The 15,397-nt window shown below is 73.7% G+C and carries 14 protein-coding genes; 9 read left to right on the forward strand and 5 right to left on the reverse strand.

Features of this window, described 5'->3' with window-relative positions; genetic code table 11:
- Window positions 1-193 precede the first annotated feature (193 nt).
- From HL189_RS04860 to HL189_RS04890, 7 genes are all read left to right on the forward strand, one after another.
- On the forward strand, window positions 194-1,162 hold the full coding sequence (locus tag HL189_RS04860; RefSeq protein ID WP_369132573.1) for a Rossmann-like and DUF2520 domain-containing protein: 969 nt from the start codon (window positions 194-196) through the stop codon (window positions 1,160-1,162).
- A complete protein-coding gene (gene panC, locus HL189_RS04865) occupies window positions 1,159-2,013 on the forward strand; it encodes a pantoate--beta-alanine ligase (RefSeq protein ID WP_369132574.1) in 855 nt (284 codons plus the stop codon). The genes HL189_RS04860 and panC overlap by 4 nt, the downstream gene beginning before the upstream one ends.
- Window positions 2,010-2,435 carry an aspartate 1-decarboxylase gene (gene panD / locus HL189_RS04870; protein ID WP_369132575.1) on the forward strand — a complete coding sequence of 142 codons (426 nt, stop codon included), beginning with the start codon at window positions 2,010-2,012 and terminating at the stop codon, window positions 2,433-2,435. The genes panC and panD overlap by 4 nt, the downstream gene beginning before the upstream one ends.
- 5 nt (window positions 2,436-2,440) lie before the next feature.
- The gene (locus tag HL189_RS04875; RefSeq protein ID WP_369132576.1) at window positions 2,441-3,241 is read left to right on the forward strand and encodes a type III pantothenate kinase; all 801 of its coding nucleotides are present in this window, start codon (window positions 2,441-2,443) and stop codon (window positions 3,239-3,241) included.
- Window positions 3,242-3,326: 85 nt separating this feature from the next.
- Complete coding sequence (gene lysS, locus HL189_RS04880) at window positions 3,327-4,784, forward strand: lysine--tRNA ligase (protein WP_369132631.1); 1,458 nt, start codon at window positions 3,327-3,329, stop codon at window positions 4,782-4,784.
- Between the two features lie 147 nt (window positions 4,785-4,931).
- Window positions 4,932-5,288: an Lsr2 family protein gene (locus HL189_RS04885; protein ID WP_369132577.1), complete on the forward strand. Its 357-nt coding sequence runs from the start codon at window positions 4,932-4,934 to the stop codon at window positions 5,286-5,288.
- A gap of 341 nt (window positions 5,289-5,629) precedes the next feature.
- Window positions 5,630-8,167 (forward strand): ATP-dependent Clp protease ATP-binding subunit, encoded by a 2,538-nt coding sequence (locus HL189_RS04890; RefSeq protein WP_369132578.1) that lies wholly within the window; start codon window positions 5,630-5,632, stop codon window positions 8,165-8,167.
- A gap of 63 nt (window positions 8,168-8,230) precedes the next feature.
- Here the strand turns inward: HL189_RS04890 and HL189_RS04895 are convergent, their stop codons facing one another.
- Window positions 8,231-9,133: an A/G-specific adenine glycosylase gene (locus tag HL189_RS04895; protein ID WP_369132579.1), complete on the reverse strand. Its 903-nt coding sequence runs from the start codon at window positions 9,131-9,133 to the stop codon at window positions 8,231-8,233.
- 174 nt (window positions 9,134-9,307) lie between these two features.
- On the opposite strand from HL189_RS04895, the gene HL189_RS04900 reads away from it, so the two are divergent.
- Window positions 9,308-9,982, forward strand: a complete 675-nt coding sequence (locus HL189_RS04900) for a MucR family transcriptional regulator (protein WP_369132580.1) — start codon at window positions 9,308-9,310, stop codon at window positions 9,980-9,982.
- 19 nt (window positions 9,983-10,001) lie between these two features.
- Here HL189_RS04900 and disA read toward each other — a convergent pair whose 3' ends face one another.
- The 3 genes from disA to HL189_RS04915 all read right to left on the reverse strand — a co-directional run bounded on the left by disA (window position 10,002) and on the right by HL189_RS04915 (window position 13,250).
- Window positions 10,002-11,084: a DNA integrity scanning diadenylate cyclase DisA gene (disA, locus tag HL189_RS04905; RefSeq protein WP_369132581.1), complete on the reverse strand. Its 1,083-nt coding sequence runs from the start codon at window positions 11,082-11,084 to the stop codon at window positions 10,002-10,004.
- A 113-nt stretch (window positions 11,085-11,197) separates the two neighbouring features.
- Window positions 11,198-12,565: a DNA repair protein RadA gene (gene radA, locus HL189_RS04910; protein ID WP_369132582.1), complete on the reverse strand. Its 1,368-nt coding sequence runs from the start codon at window positions 12,563-12,565 to the stop codon at window positions 11,198-11,200.
- Between the two features lie 58 nt (window positions 12,566-12,623).
- On the reverse strand, window positions 12,624-13,250 hold the full coding sequence (locus HL189_RS04915; RefSeq protein ID WP_369132583.1) for a copper chaperone PCu(A)C: 627 nt from the start codon (window positions 13,248-13,250) through the stop codon (window positions 12,624-12,626).
- A gap of 101 nt (window positions 13,251-13,351) precedes the next feature.
- On the opposite strand from HL189_RS04915, the gene HL189_RS04920 reads away from it, so the two are divergent.
- On the forward strand, window positions 13,352-14,929 hold the full coding sequence (locus HL189_RS04920) for a cryptochrome/photolyase family protein (protein WP_369132584.1): 1,578 nt from the start codon (window positions 13,352-13,354) through the stop codon (window positions 14,927-14,929).
- On the opposite strand, the gene HL189_RS04925 is transcribed toward HL189_RS04920, so the two are convergent.
- Window positions 14,930-15,370: a VOC family protein gene (locus HL189_RS04925; protein WP_369132585.1), complete on the reverse strand. Its 441-nt coding sequence runs from the start codon at window positions 15,368-15,370 to the stop codon at window positions 14,930-14,932.
- Window positions 15,371-15,397 lie beyond the last annotated feature (27 nt).

Raw genomic sequence — 15,397 nt, forward strand, 5'->3', positions numbered from 1 at the left:
GCCCGTTGCAGGCGGCCCCGAACGGTCACACACTCGGGCCACGACACGACGCCTGCGTGACACACCGCGCCCCGGTGGTTGCAGCAGGTGGGACGTCGCCCGCACGACCACTGCTCTCCACGGTCCACGACGAGGTGGGCCGAGCGACCTGAGTCCGGTACCCGCCAGGGACTGGAACGAGAGGTGCACCGGGATGCCCGTCCGTCCCTCGCGCGCGGCCACCGCCGCGCTCCCCACCGCCCTGCCCGCCGCGGGGCTGCCCCCCGCCGCCGAGGCCCCCGCCCGGCTCCGGGTCGGTGTCATCGGCGCCGGCCGCGTGGGCGCCGTCCTGGGCGCCGCGCTCGCCGCCGCGGGCCACGACGTGGTCGCCGCAGCCGGCCTGTCCGCCGCCTCCGCCGAACGCGCGACCCGGCTGCTGCCCGGGGTCCCGCTCCTGCCCGCCGACGAGGTCGTCGCCGGCAGCGACCTGGTCGTCCTCGCCGTCCCCGACGACACCCTGCCCGGCCTGGTGGCCGGCCTCGCCGAGACCGGCGCCTGGCGACGCGGCCAGCTGGCCTTCCACACCTCCGGCGCGCACGGCCTGGCCGTGCTCGAGCCGGCCGAGCGGGCCGGGGTGCTCGCCCTGGCCCTGCACCCGGCGATGACGTTCTCCGGGGGGCCGGAGGACCTGCAACGCGTGGTCGCCGCCCCGTTCGGGGTCACCAGCCGGCCCGAGCACCGGGCCGTCGCCGAGACCCTCGTGCTGGAGATGGGTGGTGATCCGTTCTGGGTCGCCGAGGCCGACCGCGGGCTGTACCACGCCGCGCTGGTCACCGGCGCCAACCACCTGGTCACGCTGGTCGCCGAGGCAGCCGACCTGCTGCGCACTGCCGGGGTCGAGGCGCCGGCCCGCGTGCTGGGCCCGCTGCTCACCGCGGCCCTGGACAACGGGCTGCGCCAGGGCGACCGCGGCCTCACCGGGCCGGTCAGCCGCGGCGACGTCGGCACGGTGCGGGCCCACCTGCACACCCTGACCGAGCGGGCGCCCTCCTCGGTCGACGCGTACGTCGCGATGGCCCGGCGGACCACCGAGCGGGCGCTGGCCGCCGGCCGGCTGAAGCGGCACGAGGGCGACCCGCTGCTCGGCCTGCTCAGCGGCTCGCCCGAGCAGGCCGCCCGATGACCGCCGTCGTCCGACCGGCCGTCGCGGAGACCACCGCCGACCTGGCGCGGCTGCGGGCCGCGCTCCCCGGCCCGGCGGTGCTGGTGCCCACGATGGGCGCGCTGCACGAGGGGCACCGGTCCCTGGTGCGCGCCGCCCGGCAGCACGGGGGCAGCGTCGTCGTCTCGGTGTTCGTCAACCCCACCCAGTTCGGCCCCGGCGAGGACTTCGACCGCTACCCGCGCACCTGGGACGCCGACCTCGCCGCGCTCGCCGAGGAGGGTGCCGACGTCGTGTTCCACCCGCCGGTGGCGGAGGTCTACCCGCCCGGCTCGGTCGGGGTGACCGTGCAGCCGGGTCCGCTGGGCGACGTGCTGGAGGGCGCCGTCCGGCCCGGGCACTTCGCCGGCGTGCTCACCGTGGTCGCGAAGCTGTTCGGCCTGGTGCGTCCGGACGTCGCCGTCTTCGGCGAGAAGGACTACCAGCAGCTGACGCTCATCCGGGCGATGGCCCGCGAGCTGGCGCTGGGCGTCGAGGTCGTCGGTGCGCCGACCGTCCGGGAGGACGACGGCATGGCGCTGTCCAGCCGCAACCGCTTCCTGTCGGCGGAACAGCGGACCGCCGCCGCGGCGTTGTCCGCCGCGCTGCGCGCCGGGGCCGCCGCGGGCCCGCAGGGGACCGACGCCGTCCTGGCCGCCGCCCGCGCCGTGCTCGCCGCCACCCCGCAGCTCGTGCCCGACTACCTGGAGCTCACCGACCCCGCCCTCGGCCCGGCTCCCGCCGCCGGACCGGCCCGCCTGCTGGTCGCCGCCCGCGCCGGCACCACCCGACTCATCGACAACACCGAGATCCGGCTGGGAGAGCCCCGATGATGCGCACCATGCTGAAGAGCAAGATCCACCGGGCCACCGTCACCCAGGCCGACCTGCACTACGTGGGCTCGGTGACCATCGACGAGGACCTCCTCGATGCCGCCGACCTGCTGCCCGGCGAGCAGGTCGCGATCGTCGACATCACCAACGGGGCCCGGCTGGAGACCTACGTCATCCCCGGCGAGCGCGGCACCGGCGTGATCGGCATCAACGGCGCCGCCGCTCACCTGGTGCACCCCGGCGACCTGGTGATCATGATCAGCTACGGCCTGATGGACGAGACCGAGGTCAAGTCCCACATCCCCAAGGTCGTGCACGTCGACGGCGCCAACCGGGTCGTCGAGCTCGGGGGCGACCCCTCGGCGCCGGTGCCCGGCGCCACCGACCAGCGGCGCAGCACGCTCGGCGTCCCGGTCCGCTGACGCCGGTGCTGCTCACCGTCGACGTCGGCAACAGCCACACCGTGCTGGCCACCTTCGACGGTGCGCGGCGGGTGGGGGGCTGGCGGGTCACCACGCAGTCGCGGGCCACCGCCGACGAGCTGCACCTGCTCTGGCGGGGTCTGCTCCGGGACACCGAGGTGACCGGCGTGGCCGCCTGCTCCACGGTCCCCGCGCTGCTGCCCGCGCTGCGCCAGCTGCTCGACCGGCTCGCCGTCCCGGTGACGCTCATCGGTCCGGGCGTGCGCACCGGGGTGCCGCTGCACGTCGACAACCCGCGGGAGGTCGGCGCCGACCGGGTGGTGACCGCGCTGGCCGCCCACGAGCTGTTCGGGCGGCGGCCCGACGGCGGGACCAGGCCGGTCGTCGTGGTGGACTTCGGCACGTCCACGAACGTCGACGCGGTCGGCCCGGATGGCCAGTTCCTCGGCGGCGCGCTCGCCCCGGGCGTCGAGGTGAGCCTCGACGCGCTCGCCACCCGTGCCGCGCAGCTCCGGTCGGTCGAGCTCACCGTGCCGCAGCAGGCCATCGGCAAGAACACCGTCGCGGCGCTGCAGTCGGGGCTGGTGCTCGGCTTCGCCGGCCTGGTCGACGGGCTGGTCGCCCGGATCGGCGCGGAGCTGGAGGCCCAGTTCGGCCGGCCGCCCGTGGTGGTCGCCACCGGCGGCCTGCACCGGCTCATGGCCGACAGCTGCCGCTCGATCGACGAGCGCGAGCCCGACCTCACCGTGCACGGGCTGCGGCTAGCCTTCGAACGGCACCAGGCGGCCGGCGCCACCCATCGGTGATCGGGTGTCCGCACTCACGCCCGTAGGCTCTGCGGCCGTGAGTGAGGAAGCCCCCGGCCTGCCCGACGAGGAACTGCCCGAGCAGATGCGGGTCCGCCGCGGGAAGCTGGACCGGCTGCGGGAGGCCGGGGCGGACCCCTATCCGGTCTCGGTGCCCCGCACGACGTCCCTCGCCCAGGTGCGGGCGGCCCATCCCGACCTGGAGCCGGACACGATGACCGGGGACCGGGTCGGCGTCACCGGCCGGGTGATCTTCTCCCGCAACACGGGCAAGCTCTGCTTCGCCACCCTCCGCGAGGCCGACACCGAGCTGCAGGTCATGCTCGCGATCGACCGGGTGGGCGAGGAGGCCCTCGCCGCCTGGAAGGCCGACGTCGACCTCGGTGACCACGTCCTGGTCGTCGGCGAGGTGGGGACGTCGCGGCGCGGCGAGCTCTCGGTGTTCGCCGACTCCTGGCAGCTGACCGCCAAGGCGCTGCGTCCGCTGCCGGTGGCCCACAAGCCGATGAGCGAGGAGCTGCGCGTCCGCCGGCGGTACGTCGACCTGATCGTCCGGGACGAGGCCCGCCGCACCGTGCAGCAACGGGCCGCGGTCATGAGCAGCCTGCGCGCGGGGCTGACCTCCCGCGGTTTCCTCGAGGTCGAGACCCCGATGCTCCAGACGGTGCACGGCGGCGCCGCGGCACGTCCCTTCCGCACGCACATGAACGCGTTCGACCTCGACCTCTACCTGCGCATCGCGCCGGAGCTGTTCCTCAAGCGCTGCATCGTCGGTGGCCTGGACCGGGTGTTCGAGATCAACCGCAACTTCCGGAACGAGGGAGCGGACTCCTCGCACTCCCCGGAGTTCGCGATGCTGGAGTTCTACGCGGCCTACACGGATTACCAGGACGTGGCGGGGATCACACGTGAACTCATCCAGGAGACCTGCGCCGCGTTGTTCGGCGACCACATCGCCCGGCACCACGACGGCACGGAGCTCGACCTGTCCGGGGAATGGCCGCAGGTGAGGTTGTACGACGCGGTCTCCGCGGCCGTGGGCGAGGAGGTCAGCCCGAAGACGCCGGTGGAGCGGCTCCGCGAACTGGCCGCGCACCACGACGTCGGGGTGGACCCGGCATGGCTGCCGGGCAAGGTCGTCGAGGAGTTGTTCGAGGCCCTGGTCCAGCACACGCTGCGGGCCCCGACCTTCGTCATCGACTTCCCGGTGGACACCTCCCCGCTGACCCGCGCGCACCGCACCGACCCGGGTGTGGCCGAGAAGTGGGACCTCTACATCGCCGGCGTCGAGCGCGGCACCGGCTACTCGGAACTGACCGACCCGGTGGTCCAGCGGGAGCGCTTCACCCAGCAGGCGCTGCTCGCCGCCGCCGGCGACCCCGAGGCCATGGTCCTGGACGAGGACTTCCTGGAGGCCCTCGAGTACGGGATGCCGCCCACGGGCGGCGTCGGGATGGGCCTTGACAGGCTGCTCATGACACTGACCGGTCTCGGTATTCGCGAGACCATCCTCTTCCCGCTCGTGCGCCCGCTCAGCCAATGAGGTGTCACCCGCCCGAGTAATTCACAGGTGGGGATTCGAGGCGGCTCCGCGTCATTCCGTCGGCATTGTGGTGAAATGGGTGCAGTGCCCCAGACGCGGGCGATTTGGAGACGGCACCGTGCCGCTGGAACAGGAGTGGGGAAACGAATGGCTCGCAAGGTCCAGGTCATCCTGAGCGACGATCTCGACGACAGCATTCCCGCCGACGAGACGGTGACCTTCGCCCTCGACGGCACCACGTACGAGATCGACCTGTCCGAGACCAATGCGCGCGAGATGCGTGAGGCACTCGGTCGCTACGTGCAGGCGGCCCGCAAGGTCACCGGCGGTCGCGGCAGCGGCCGGGCGTCCGGCGGCGGGCGTTCCCGCGCCACCGGCGGCGGCCGGATGGACCGCGAGCAGGCCGGTGCGATCCGGGACTGGGCGCGCAAGAACGGGCACGAGGTCAGCGACCGCGGTCGCATCCCCGCCAGCGTGGTCGAGGCCTACGAGGCCGCCCACTAAGCACTGACGGCCTTCCTGCAGGGCCCCGCCGCGAGCTTGCGAGTGGTGGGGGGCAGGGAGGTCCTCCAGGTCACGTCGGCCCGGTACCTCGGCGAGGTACCGGGCCGACGTGCTCCTGCGGTCCCGTCCGCTGTCGGCGTAACTGCGGCGGAACAGTGCGCGTGGGGCGACAGTTGAACCCATCGAGCCACCCGGACCGGGTGGGACGGCCTCGTCTCGACGCCGATCCGGTGGTGCGAACTACAGTGGAGCGACCGGTGCCCAGCGCGCCGACGAACGTCGGGTGTCCACCGTCCCTCCCGGGACCGAACACAGCCAGCCGGTCAGAGGAGAAGCAGCAGATGTTCGAACGGTTCACCGACCGAGCCCGTCGGGTGGTCGTCCTGGCCCAAGAAGAGGCCCGGATGCTCAACCACAACTACATCGGCACCGAGCACATCCTCCTGGGCTTGATCCACGAGGGTGAGGGTGTCGCTGCCAAGGCGCTCGAGTCCCTCGGCATCTCGCTGGAGGGCGTCCGGCAGCAGGTCGAGGAGATCATCGGTCAGGGTCAGCAGGCCCCGTCCGGTCACATCCCCTTCACCCCCCGCGCCAAGAAGGTCCTCGAGCTGTCGCTGCGCGAGGCGCTGCAGCTCGGACACAACTACATCGGCACCGAGCACATCCTGCTCGGCCTGATCCGCGAGGGCGAGGGCGTCGCCGCCCAGGTGCTCGTGAAGCTCGGCGCCGACCTCAACCGCGTCCGCCAGCAGGTCATCCAGCTGCTGAGCGGCTACCAGGGCAAGGAGCCGGCCGCCGCCGGTGGCCCCGCCGAGGGCACGCCGTCGACCTCGCTGGTCCTCGACCAGTTCGGCCGCAACCTGACCCAGGCCGCGCGCGACTCCAAGCTCGACCCGGTCATCGGGCGGGCCAAGGAGATCGAGCGGGTCATGCAGGTCCTCTCGCGCCGCACCAAGAACAACCCCGTCCTCATCGGCGAGCCCGGCGTCGGCAAGACCGCCGTCGTGGAGGGCCTCGCGCAGGCGATCGTCAAGGGTGAGGTCCCCGAGACGCTGAAGGACAAGCAGCTCTACACCCTCGACCTCGGTGCCCTCGTCGCCGGTTCCCGCTACCGCGGTGACTTCGAGGAGCGGCTGAAGAAGGTCCTCAAGGAGATCCGCACCCGCGGCGACATCATCCTGTTCATCGACGAGATCCACACCCTCGTCGGGGCGGGTGCCGCCGAGGGCGCGATCGACGCCGCCAGCATCCTCAAGCCGATGCTGGCCCGCGGTGAGCTGCAGACCATCGGCGCCACCACGCTCGACGAGTACCGCAAGCACCTGGAGAAGGACGCCGCGCTCGAGCGGCGCTTCCAGCCGATCCAGGTCGGCGAGCCGACGCTGCAGCACACCATCGAGATCCTCAAGGGCCTGCGCGACCGCTACGAGGCGCACCACCGGATCAGCATCACCGACGGCGCGCTCGTCGCCGCCGCGACGCTGGCCGACCGGTACATCTCCGACCGCTTCCTGCCCGACAAGGCTATCGACCTGATCGACGAGGCCGGTGCCCGGATGCGGATCAAGCGGATGACCGCCCCGCCGGACCTGCGCGAGTTCGACGACCGGATCGCCGGCATCCGCCGGGAGAAGGAGTCGGCGATCGACGCGCAGGACTTCGAGAAGGCCGCCTCCCTCCGCGATAAGGAGAAGCAGCTGCTCGGCGAGAAGTCCGAGCGCGAGAAGCAGTGGAAGGCCGGCGACATGGACGTCGTCGCCGAGGTCGACGACGAGCAGATCGCCGAGGTCCTCGCGAACTGGACGGGCATCCCGGTCTTCAAGCTGACCGAGGAGGAGACCACTCGCCTGCTCCGCATGGAGCAGGAGCTGCACAAGCGGATCATCGGCCAGGAAGAGGCCATCAAGAGCGTCAGCCAGGCGATCCGGCGTACGCGGGCGGGCCTCAAGGACCCCCGCCGTCCCGGTGGCTCCTTCATCTTCGCCGGCCCCTCGGGTGTCGGTAAGACGGAGCTGGCGAAGGCGCTGGCGCAGTTCCTGTTCGGTGAGGACGACGCGCTCATCCAGATCGACATGGGCGAGTTCCACGACCGGTTCACCGTGTCACGGCTCGTCGGTGCCCCTCCCGGCTACGTCGGCTACGACGAGGGTGGCCAGCTGACCGAGAAGGTGCGGCGCAAGCCGTTCTCGGTGGTCCTCTTCGACGAGATCGAGAAGGCGCACGCCGATGTCTTCAACACGCTGCTGCAGGTGCTGGAGGACGGCAGGCTGACCGACGGCCAGGGCCGGATCGTCGACTTCAAGAACACGATCCTGATCCTGACCACGAACCTCGGGACGCGGGACATCTCCAAGGCGGTCGGCCTCGGCTTCCAGGCCGGGAACGACACGGCCAGCAACTACGAGCGGATGAAGCTCAAGGTCAACGAGGAGCTCAAGCAGCACTTCCGGCCGGAGTTCCTCAACCGCATCGACGACATCGTCGTGTTCCACCAGCTGACCGAGGACGAGATCATCCACATCGTGGACCTCATGCTCAACCGGGTCGAGGGCCAGCTGAAGAACAAGGACATGGCGATCGAGGTGACCCCGGCGGCCAAGAAGCTGCTGGCGTCCCGCGGCTTCGACCCGGTCCTGGGTGCCCGCCCGCTGCGGCGGACCATCCAGCGGGAGATCGAGGACGCGCTCTCGGAGAAGATCCTCTACGGCGAGCTGACCTCCGGTCAGATCATCGTGGTGGACGTCGACGAGTCCGCCGACCCGGCCGCCGCGACCTTCACGTTCCGGGGCGAGGCCAAGCCGGTCGACCTGCCGGACACCCCGCCGGTGGCGCTCTCGGGCGCCGACGACGAGGACGGCCCGGCCGCTCAGGCCGACTGAACGAGGACACTCTGCAGGGGCCGTCCCCCGCTCGATCGAGCGGGGGGCGGCCCCTGTCGTCGTTCAGGAGGGGAGGGAGAAGCGGCCGTCCCCGGTCTGCACCACCAGGCCGTCCACGAGCAGGGAGTCCAGGCAGCGGGACCGCTGGACGGCGTCGTCCCAGGCCGGCACCAGGGCGTCGGCCTCCACCGGTTCGTGCGCGGCCCGCAGCACGTCGAGCAGCCGCCCGCGCACCTGCCGGTCGGTGCCGGCGAACTTCTGCACCCGCCGAGGCGGCCCCTCGGAGGCGGGACTCCCCGACAACCGCCAGGCGCAGCGGTCCCGGACCGGGCACACCCCGCAGCGCGGCGTGCCGGCCACGCAGACCAGGGCGCCGAGCTCCATGACGGCGACGGAGAAGCGGACCGCGCGGGCGTCGTCCTCGGGGGCGAGCGCGGCCACGTCGGGGAGGTCCGCGGCGCGGGCGGGAGCGGCCTCCGCCCGGCCGTGCACGAGCCGGGCCACCACCCGGCGCACGTTGGTGTCGACGACGGGCTGCCGCCGGCCGTGGCCGAAGCAGCTGACCGCGCGGGCCGTGTAGGTGCCCACCCCCGGGAGCGCCTCGAGCTGCGCCACGCCCGCCGGCACGACCCCGCCGTGCCGCTCCACCAGGGCGACGGCGGCCTCCCGCAGCCGCAGGGCGCGGCGTGGGTACCCGAGCTTGCCCCAGGCCCGGATGACCTCGGCGGGGCTGGCGGCGGCCAGCGCGGCCGGCGTGGGCCAGCGCTCCAGCCAGGCGCGCCAGACGGGTTCCACCCGGGCCACCGGGGTCTGCTGGAGCATGACCTCGCTGACCAGGACGGCCCACGGGCCGGTCCTGGGGGCCCGCCACGGCAGGTCGCGCGCTGCCCTCGAGTACCAGTCGACGATGACCTCGCCGACCGGGTCGGAGGAGGCCGGCGGGGTGTCGTCGGAGAGCGCGCTCACGGGGGTCCAGTCTGCCTCGACGGGTCCGGGCGGGCGGTGGAGGGACCCGTTCGTCACGGGTCGGTCACTGAACGTGAGGCAGCGGTGAGGACGGCGTGACCTGGGCGGACGCGGTGCCGTCGTTGCTGGCGTGGCGCGTGCGGCGCCGCGGACGGGGTTGGCTAGCGTCAGCGTGTGCTTCACCCGGTCGGCCCGCTGCCCGCCGTCGTCTACTGGCGGCGCCGCCTGCTCGTGCTGGGGTGCGCGGTGGGCCTCGTGGGCGGAGGTGGCTGGGTGACCGCCGCCGCGATGGGGAGCGACCCGGAGGGCGGCGCGGCGGCCGCCGCCGCGACGGGTCCGGCTCCGGCCCCGCCCGTCCTCGACCAGCTGGTGCCCTCCCTGGCCGCCGTCGAGCTGCCCACGACCGCACCGGCCCCCACCGGGGTGCCGCAGCCGGCCGCCCCGGCGCTGGTCGACGGCGGCCCGTGCACCGACGACATGATCAGCGTCGAGGTGCGACCCGACCCCGCATCGACGCCGGTGGGGAGCAAGCCGACCTTCCACCTGGTGGTCACCAACGTCTCGCCGGTCTCCTGCGTGCGGACCCTGGACAAGGGGCTCCAGGAGGTCGTCCTGCTCGACGGCGCCGGCACTCGGCTGTGGGGGAGCAACGACTGCTTCCCGGAAGCCGGCTCGGACGTCCGGACGCTGGCCCCGGGGGAGGCCGTGGACTTCCCTGTGCTCTGGAGCGGGCTGGGGAGCGAGCCGGGTTGCGCCGGGAACCGGGCGGCCCTGCCGCCGGGTCAGTACGTGCTGCGGGCGCGGCTGGACACCAAGACCAGCCCCGACGCGGTCCTCACCCTCACCTGAAGAAGGACCCCGTCCTTGCTCAGCTGTAGCGGTCGAGGATGGAGGTCTCGGCCAGCCGGGACAGGCCCTCACGGATGCCGCGGGCCCGGGCCTCCCCGACACCTTCGACGGCCAGCAGGTCCTCGATGGTGGCGGCGAGCAGCTTCTGCAGCCCCCCGAAGTGGGTGACCAGCCGGTCGATGATCCCGGCGGGCAGCCGCGGCACCCGGGCCAGCAGCCGGTAACCCCGGGGGCTGACGGGGGAGTCCAGGGCGTCCGGGGCGGTCGGCAGGCCGTAGCAGCGGGCGACCGCCGACAGGTCGAGCAGTTCGGTGGCCGACAGCCCCCGCAGCGCGGAGAGGACCTCCTCGCCGGTGAGGTTGCGCCGCCCGCTGGGCAGGTAGTCGCGGACCAGCAGCCCGCGGTCCTCCTCGACCCCGGCCAGCATCTCGTCCAGCTGCAGGGCCAGCAGCCGGCCGTCGGTGCCCAGCTCGACGACGAAGCCCTCGATCTCGTCGGCGATGCGGCGGACCATCTCCAGGCGCTGGCTGACGCTCATCGCGTCGCGCACCGTCACCAGGTCCTCGATCTCCAGGGCGGAGAGCGTGCTGGCCACCTCGTCGAGCCGGAGCTTGTACCGCTCCAGCGCCGCCAGCGCCTGGTTGGCGCGCGCCAGGATGGTGGTGGGGTGCTCGAGCGTGTACCGCCGGCCGGCGACGTACACGGAGATGATGTGCATCGACTGGCTGACCGAGATGACCGGGAAGTCGGTCTGCAGCGCGACCCGCTCCGCGGTGCGGTGCCGGGTGCCCGACTCCTCGGTGGGGATGGTCGGGTCGGGCATCAGGTGGACGCCGGCCCGCACGATCCGGGTGCCGTCCGTGGAGAGGATGACCGCACCGTCCATCTTGGCCAGCTCACGCAGCCGGGTGGCCGACAGCGCGACGTCCAGCGCGAACCCGCCGGTGCACAGCGATTCGACGACCCGGTCGTAGCCCAGGACGATCAGCGCGCCGGTGCGACCGGCCAGGATCCGCTCGAGGCCGTCCCGCAGCGCGGTGCCGGGGGCGATCCGGCCGAGCAGTTCCCGCAGTGCAACCTCGGGGTCCACAGCGGGGGGCACGAGCGCTCCTGACGGTCGGGTTGTACCGGCGCCGAGTCTACGTGGACCCTCGACGGCCCCGGACACGGTGGCTCCCCCCGCCGGCTCGCGCAGCCGTGCGGCGGACGTGGCGTTCACCACAGCCGGGCGAACGCCGTCCCGAGGTCGGGGACCTCGATCAGCCGCATGCCCTTGGGTGCCGGCCCGCTGTCCTCGGGGACGAGGGCCGCCGTGTAGCCCTGGCGGGCGGCCTCGGCCAGCCGCCGTCCGGTGCCGCCGACCCGGCGGATCTCGCCGGACAGCCCGACCTCGCCGATCGCCACCAGCCCACCGGGCAGCGGGCGGTCCTTGGACGCCGAGGCGATGGCCAGGGCCAGGGCCAGGTCGGCCGCGGGCTCGACGATCCGCACCCCGCCCACCGAGGCGGCGAACACGTCGGCGTCTCCGAGCCGGACACCGCCCCGGCGCTCGACGACGGCGTTCACCATCGCCACCCGCTGCGAGTCCAGGCCGCTGACCGCCCGGCGGGGGGACCCGCCACCGCCGGAGGTGGCCACGAGCGCCTGGACCTCGGCCAGCAGCGGCCGGCTGCCCTCCATGGTCACGGTCACGCAGCTGCCCGGGACCGGCGCGGACCGGCGGGAGACGAACAGGTGCGAGGGGTCGGGGACGCCGACCACCCCGTTGTCGGCGATCTCGAAGCAGCCGATCTCGTCGGCCGGGCCGAACCGGTTCTTCGTCGCGCGGATCAGCCGCAGGGTCGAGTGCCGCTCGCCGTCGAAGGAGATGACGACGTCGACGAGGTGCTCCAGGGCGCGCGGGCCGGCGATCGCGCCGTCCTTGGTCACGTGCCCGACGAGGATCGTGGTCATGCCGCGGGACTTGGCCACCGCGATGAGCGCGCTGGCCACCGCCCGCACCTGGGTGGCGCCGCCGTCGGTGCCGTCGACCGCGGGGGAGCGCACCGTCTGGACGCTGTCCAGGACGAGCAGGGAGGGGTCGAGCTCCTCGACGTGGGAGAGGACGGCGGACAGCTCCGTCTCCGCCGCGAGGTAGAGCTCGTCGTGCAGGGCGCCGATGCGCTCGGCCCGCAGCCGGACCTGGGCGGCGGACTCCTCGCCCGAGACGACCAGCGTGGGGCCGTTGGCCGCGGCGACCTTGTGCGCGACCTCGAGCAGCAGGGTGGACTTGCCGACACCCGGCTCGCCGGCGACCAGCAGCACGGCGCCGGGCACCAGGCCGCCGCCGAGCACCCGGTCGAACTCGGGGATCCCCGTGGGGACGGCCCGGGCCCCGGCCAGCTCGACCTGGGCGATCGGGCGGGCCTTGGCGGTGACCGGGCCGGCGCTGACGGCCCGCAGCGGCGCGGCGACCGCGCCGAGCTCCTGCACGGTGCCCCAGGCCTGGCACTCGGGGCAGCGGCCGACCCACTTGGCGGAGGCGTAGCCGCAGTCGGTGCAGCGGTGGGCGGGGCGGGCGGACTTCACGCCGGAGGGAGGCACCCCACCATGGTGACGGCGGGGTACGACAGGACCGCGGATCCGGTGGTGCGGCGGCGGGTCACCCGCCGGAGTGGTCCTCCTCGGCGCCGCCTCCCGCGGTGCCGGCCTCCGTGGGCGGCTCCTCGCCGCCCTCCTCCTCGTGCCAGTCGAACGCCTCGCCGCGCGGCAGGTCCCGGCTGGCCACCCCGACCGGGACGGCCACGGTGACCGCGCCGGCCTCCTCGAAGGTGAACGTCACGTCCAGGTACTGGCCGACGGTGAGCTCCTCGGTGAGGCCCACCAGCGTCACCGAGGGGCCCTGGCCGGTGCCCATGGTCACCGTGCCGCGGGCCGGCACGTCGATGGAGAGCTGCCCGGCGGCGCCGGCGCCCGCCGCGGGGGCCGAGGGGTCGACGACGTCGACGTCGGTGAAGCCGTCGCCCTCGATGCCGACGAGGGTGTCATCGACCGTGGCCGAGCTGGCCACCGTCCCGATCAGCCGGGCGTCGGAGCCGGCGGCGTAGACCCCGCCGGTCGGGTAGGCCAGCTGGAGGCCGCGGAGGGCCAGCGGGCCCACGTCGGCGGTGTTCCCCAGGTTCTGCTCCTGCGTGGCGGTCTGCGCGACCTGACCAGCACTGCAGGCAGTCAGCACGGCCGGGGAGAGCAGCAGGGCGCCCATCGCGGCAGCGCGCAGTGCGCGGTTCACAGCGTCGACCTCCGAGAGACATGACGTCCACCGCGGACGGGTGGTACGAGTCGCGGTGAGCCTAACGGTCACCTCAGGATGTCCGCTCGGAGGTGACGGCGATGGCGACACGGCGGACGGCGGGCCCGGCCGGCGAGCCCGCGGTGCCCGACGACCCGGCGCTGGGCGACTTCCCAGCTCAGGCCCCCGGGACCCGGCGCTGGTGCTTCGCCGACCAGCTCGGCCCGCACTTCCTCGACGCGCCGGACCAGCCGGTGCTCCTCGTCGAGTCCCGTGCCGTCTTCCGCCGGCGCCGCTTCCACCGGCAGAAGGCGCACCTGCTGCTGTCGGCGCTGCGGCACCGCGCGGCCGAGCTGGGCGACCAGGCGCTGTTCCTGCAGACCGGCACCTACGGGGAGGCCCTCGACCGGGTGCGGGACCCGCTGTCGGTGTGCGCCCCGACCACCTGGCCGGCTCGGGACCTCGTCCTGGCGCGGCCGGGGGTGCAGGTGCTCGAGGCGCGCGGCTTCGTCACCCGGCAGGCCGACTTCCGCCGCTGGGCCGCGCTGCGGCCGCGGCAGCGCCTGCTGATGGACGACTTCTACCGCGCGGCGCGGCGTTTCCACGACGTCCTGATGGACGGCGCCGACCCGGTCGGCGGCACCTGGAACCTCGACGCCGAGAACCGCGAGCCCCCGCCGGCCGACGGCCGGTCACCCGCGCCGCCGCCCTGGCTGCCGGTCGAGGACGAGATCGACGAGGAGGTCCGGGCGGACCTGGACCGGTGGGCGGCCGACGGCGACGTGGCGTTCGTCGGTGACGACGGGCCCCGGCTGTTCCCGGTGACCGCAGCGGAGGCGGAGCTGCGGCTGGCGGACTTCGTCACCCACCGGCTGCCGGCGTTCGGCCCGCACGAGGACGCCATGCTCGCCGGCGACCCGTGGCTGGCGCACTCGATGCTGTCGGCCACGTTGAACCTCGGGCTGGTCGACCCGCTCGACGTCGTCCACCGCGCCGAGCAGGCGTACCGGGACTCGGTCGCCGCCGGCGACCCGCTGCCGCTGAACTCCGTGGAGGGGTTCGTCCGCCAGGTGATGGGCTGGCGGGACTGGATGTGGCACCTCTACTGGCACCTGGGCCGCGAGTACCGGCACGGCAACGCGCTGCAGGCGACCGAGGAGGTGCCGGTCTGGCTCGCCGAGCTCGACGCGGAGGCCGTGGACGCCAACTGCCTGTCGCACGTGCTCGCCGACGTCCGGGAGCGTGGCTGGGTGCACCACATCCCGCGGCTGATGGTGCTGGGCAACTACGCCCTGCAGCGCGGCATCGAGCCGCTGGCGATGACCGACTGGTTCCACCGGGTCTTCGTCGACGGCTACGACTGGGTGATGGTGGCCAACGTCGTCGGTATGAGCCAGCACGCCGACGGCGGGGTGCTGGCGACCAAGCCGTACGCGGCCGGTGGCGCCTACATCGACCGGATGAGCGACTACTGCGGCGGCTGCCGGTACGACCCGAGGAAGCGCCTGGGGGAGGACGCCTGCCCGTACACGGCGGGCTACTGGGCCTTCCTCGACCGCAACCGGGAGCGGCTGGCCGGCAACCGGCGGATGCGCCAGCCGCTGGCCGGGCTGGGCCGGCTGCGCGACCTCGACGCGGTGGTCGAGCAGGAGGCCCTGCGCGGCACCGACCCCCCGTAGTCAGCCGAGCTGCTCGGCCAACGCGACGATGATCCCCGCGGGGCCGCGGACGTAGCAGAGCCGGTGGCTGTCCTGGTACTGCACCACCTCTCCGACCAGTTCCGCGCCGCGGGCTCGCAGGCCGGCGACCGTGGCGTCGATGTCGTCGACGGTGAACATGACGCTGCGCAGGCCCAGCGTGTTCCCCAGGGCGTTCCGCGGCTCAGCGCCGACCGCGGCCGGGGTGTGGAACTCCGTCAGCTCGAGCCGGCCGTCGCCGTCCGGGGCCCGCAGCATCGCGATGTCGACCCGGACGCCGTCGAGCCCGTTGACCCGGTCCACCCAGGGGCCCTCGATCGGCGCCCGGCCCTCCAGCTCCATGCCGAGCTCGACGAAGAACGCGATCGCGGCCTCGAGGTCGTCGACGACGACGCTCACGTGGTCCATCCGCTGGATCGTCATGGGAGTCCTCCTCCTGGGTCGCGCCGC

It is taken from the genome of Modestobacter sp. I12A-02662 (assembly GCF_041028325.1).
Taxonomy (GTDB): domain Bacteria; phylum Actinomycetota; class Actinomycetes; order Mycobacteriales; family Geodermatophilaceae; genus Modestobacter.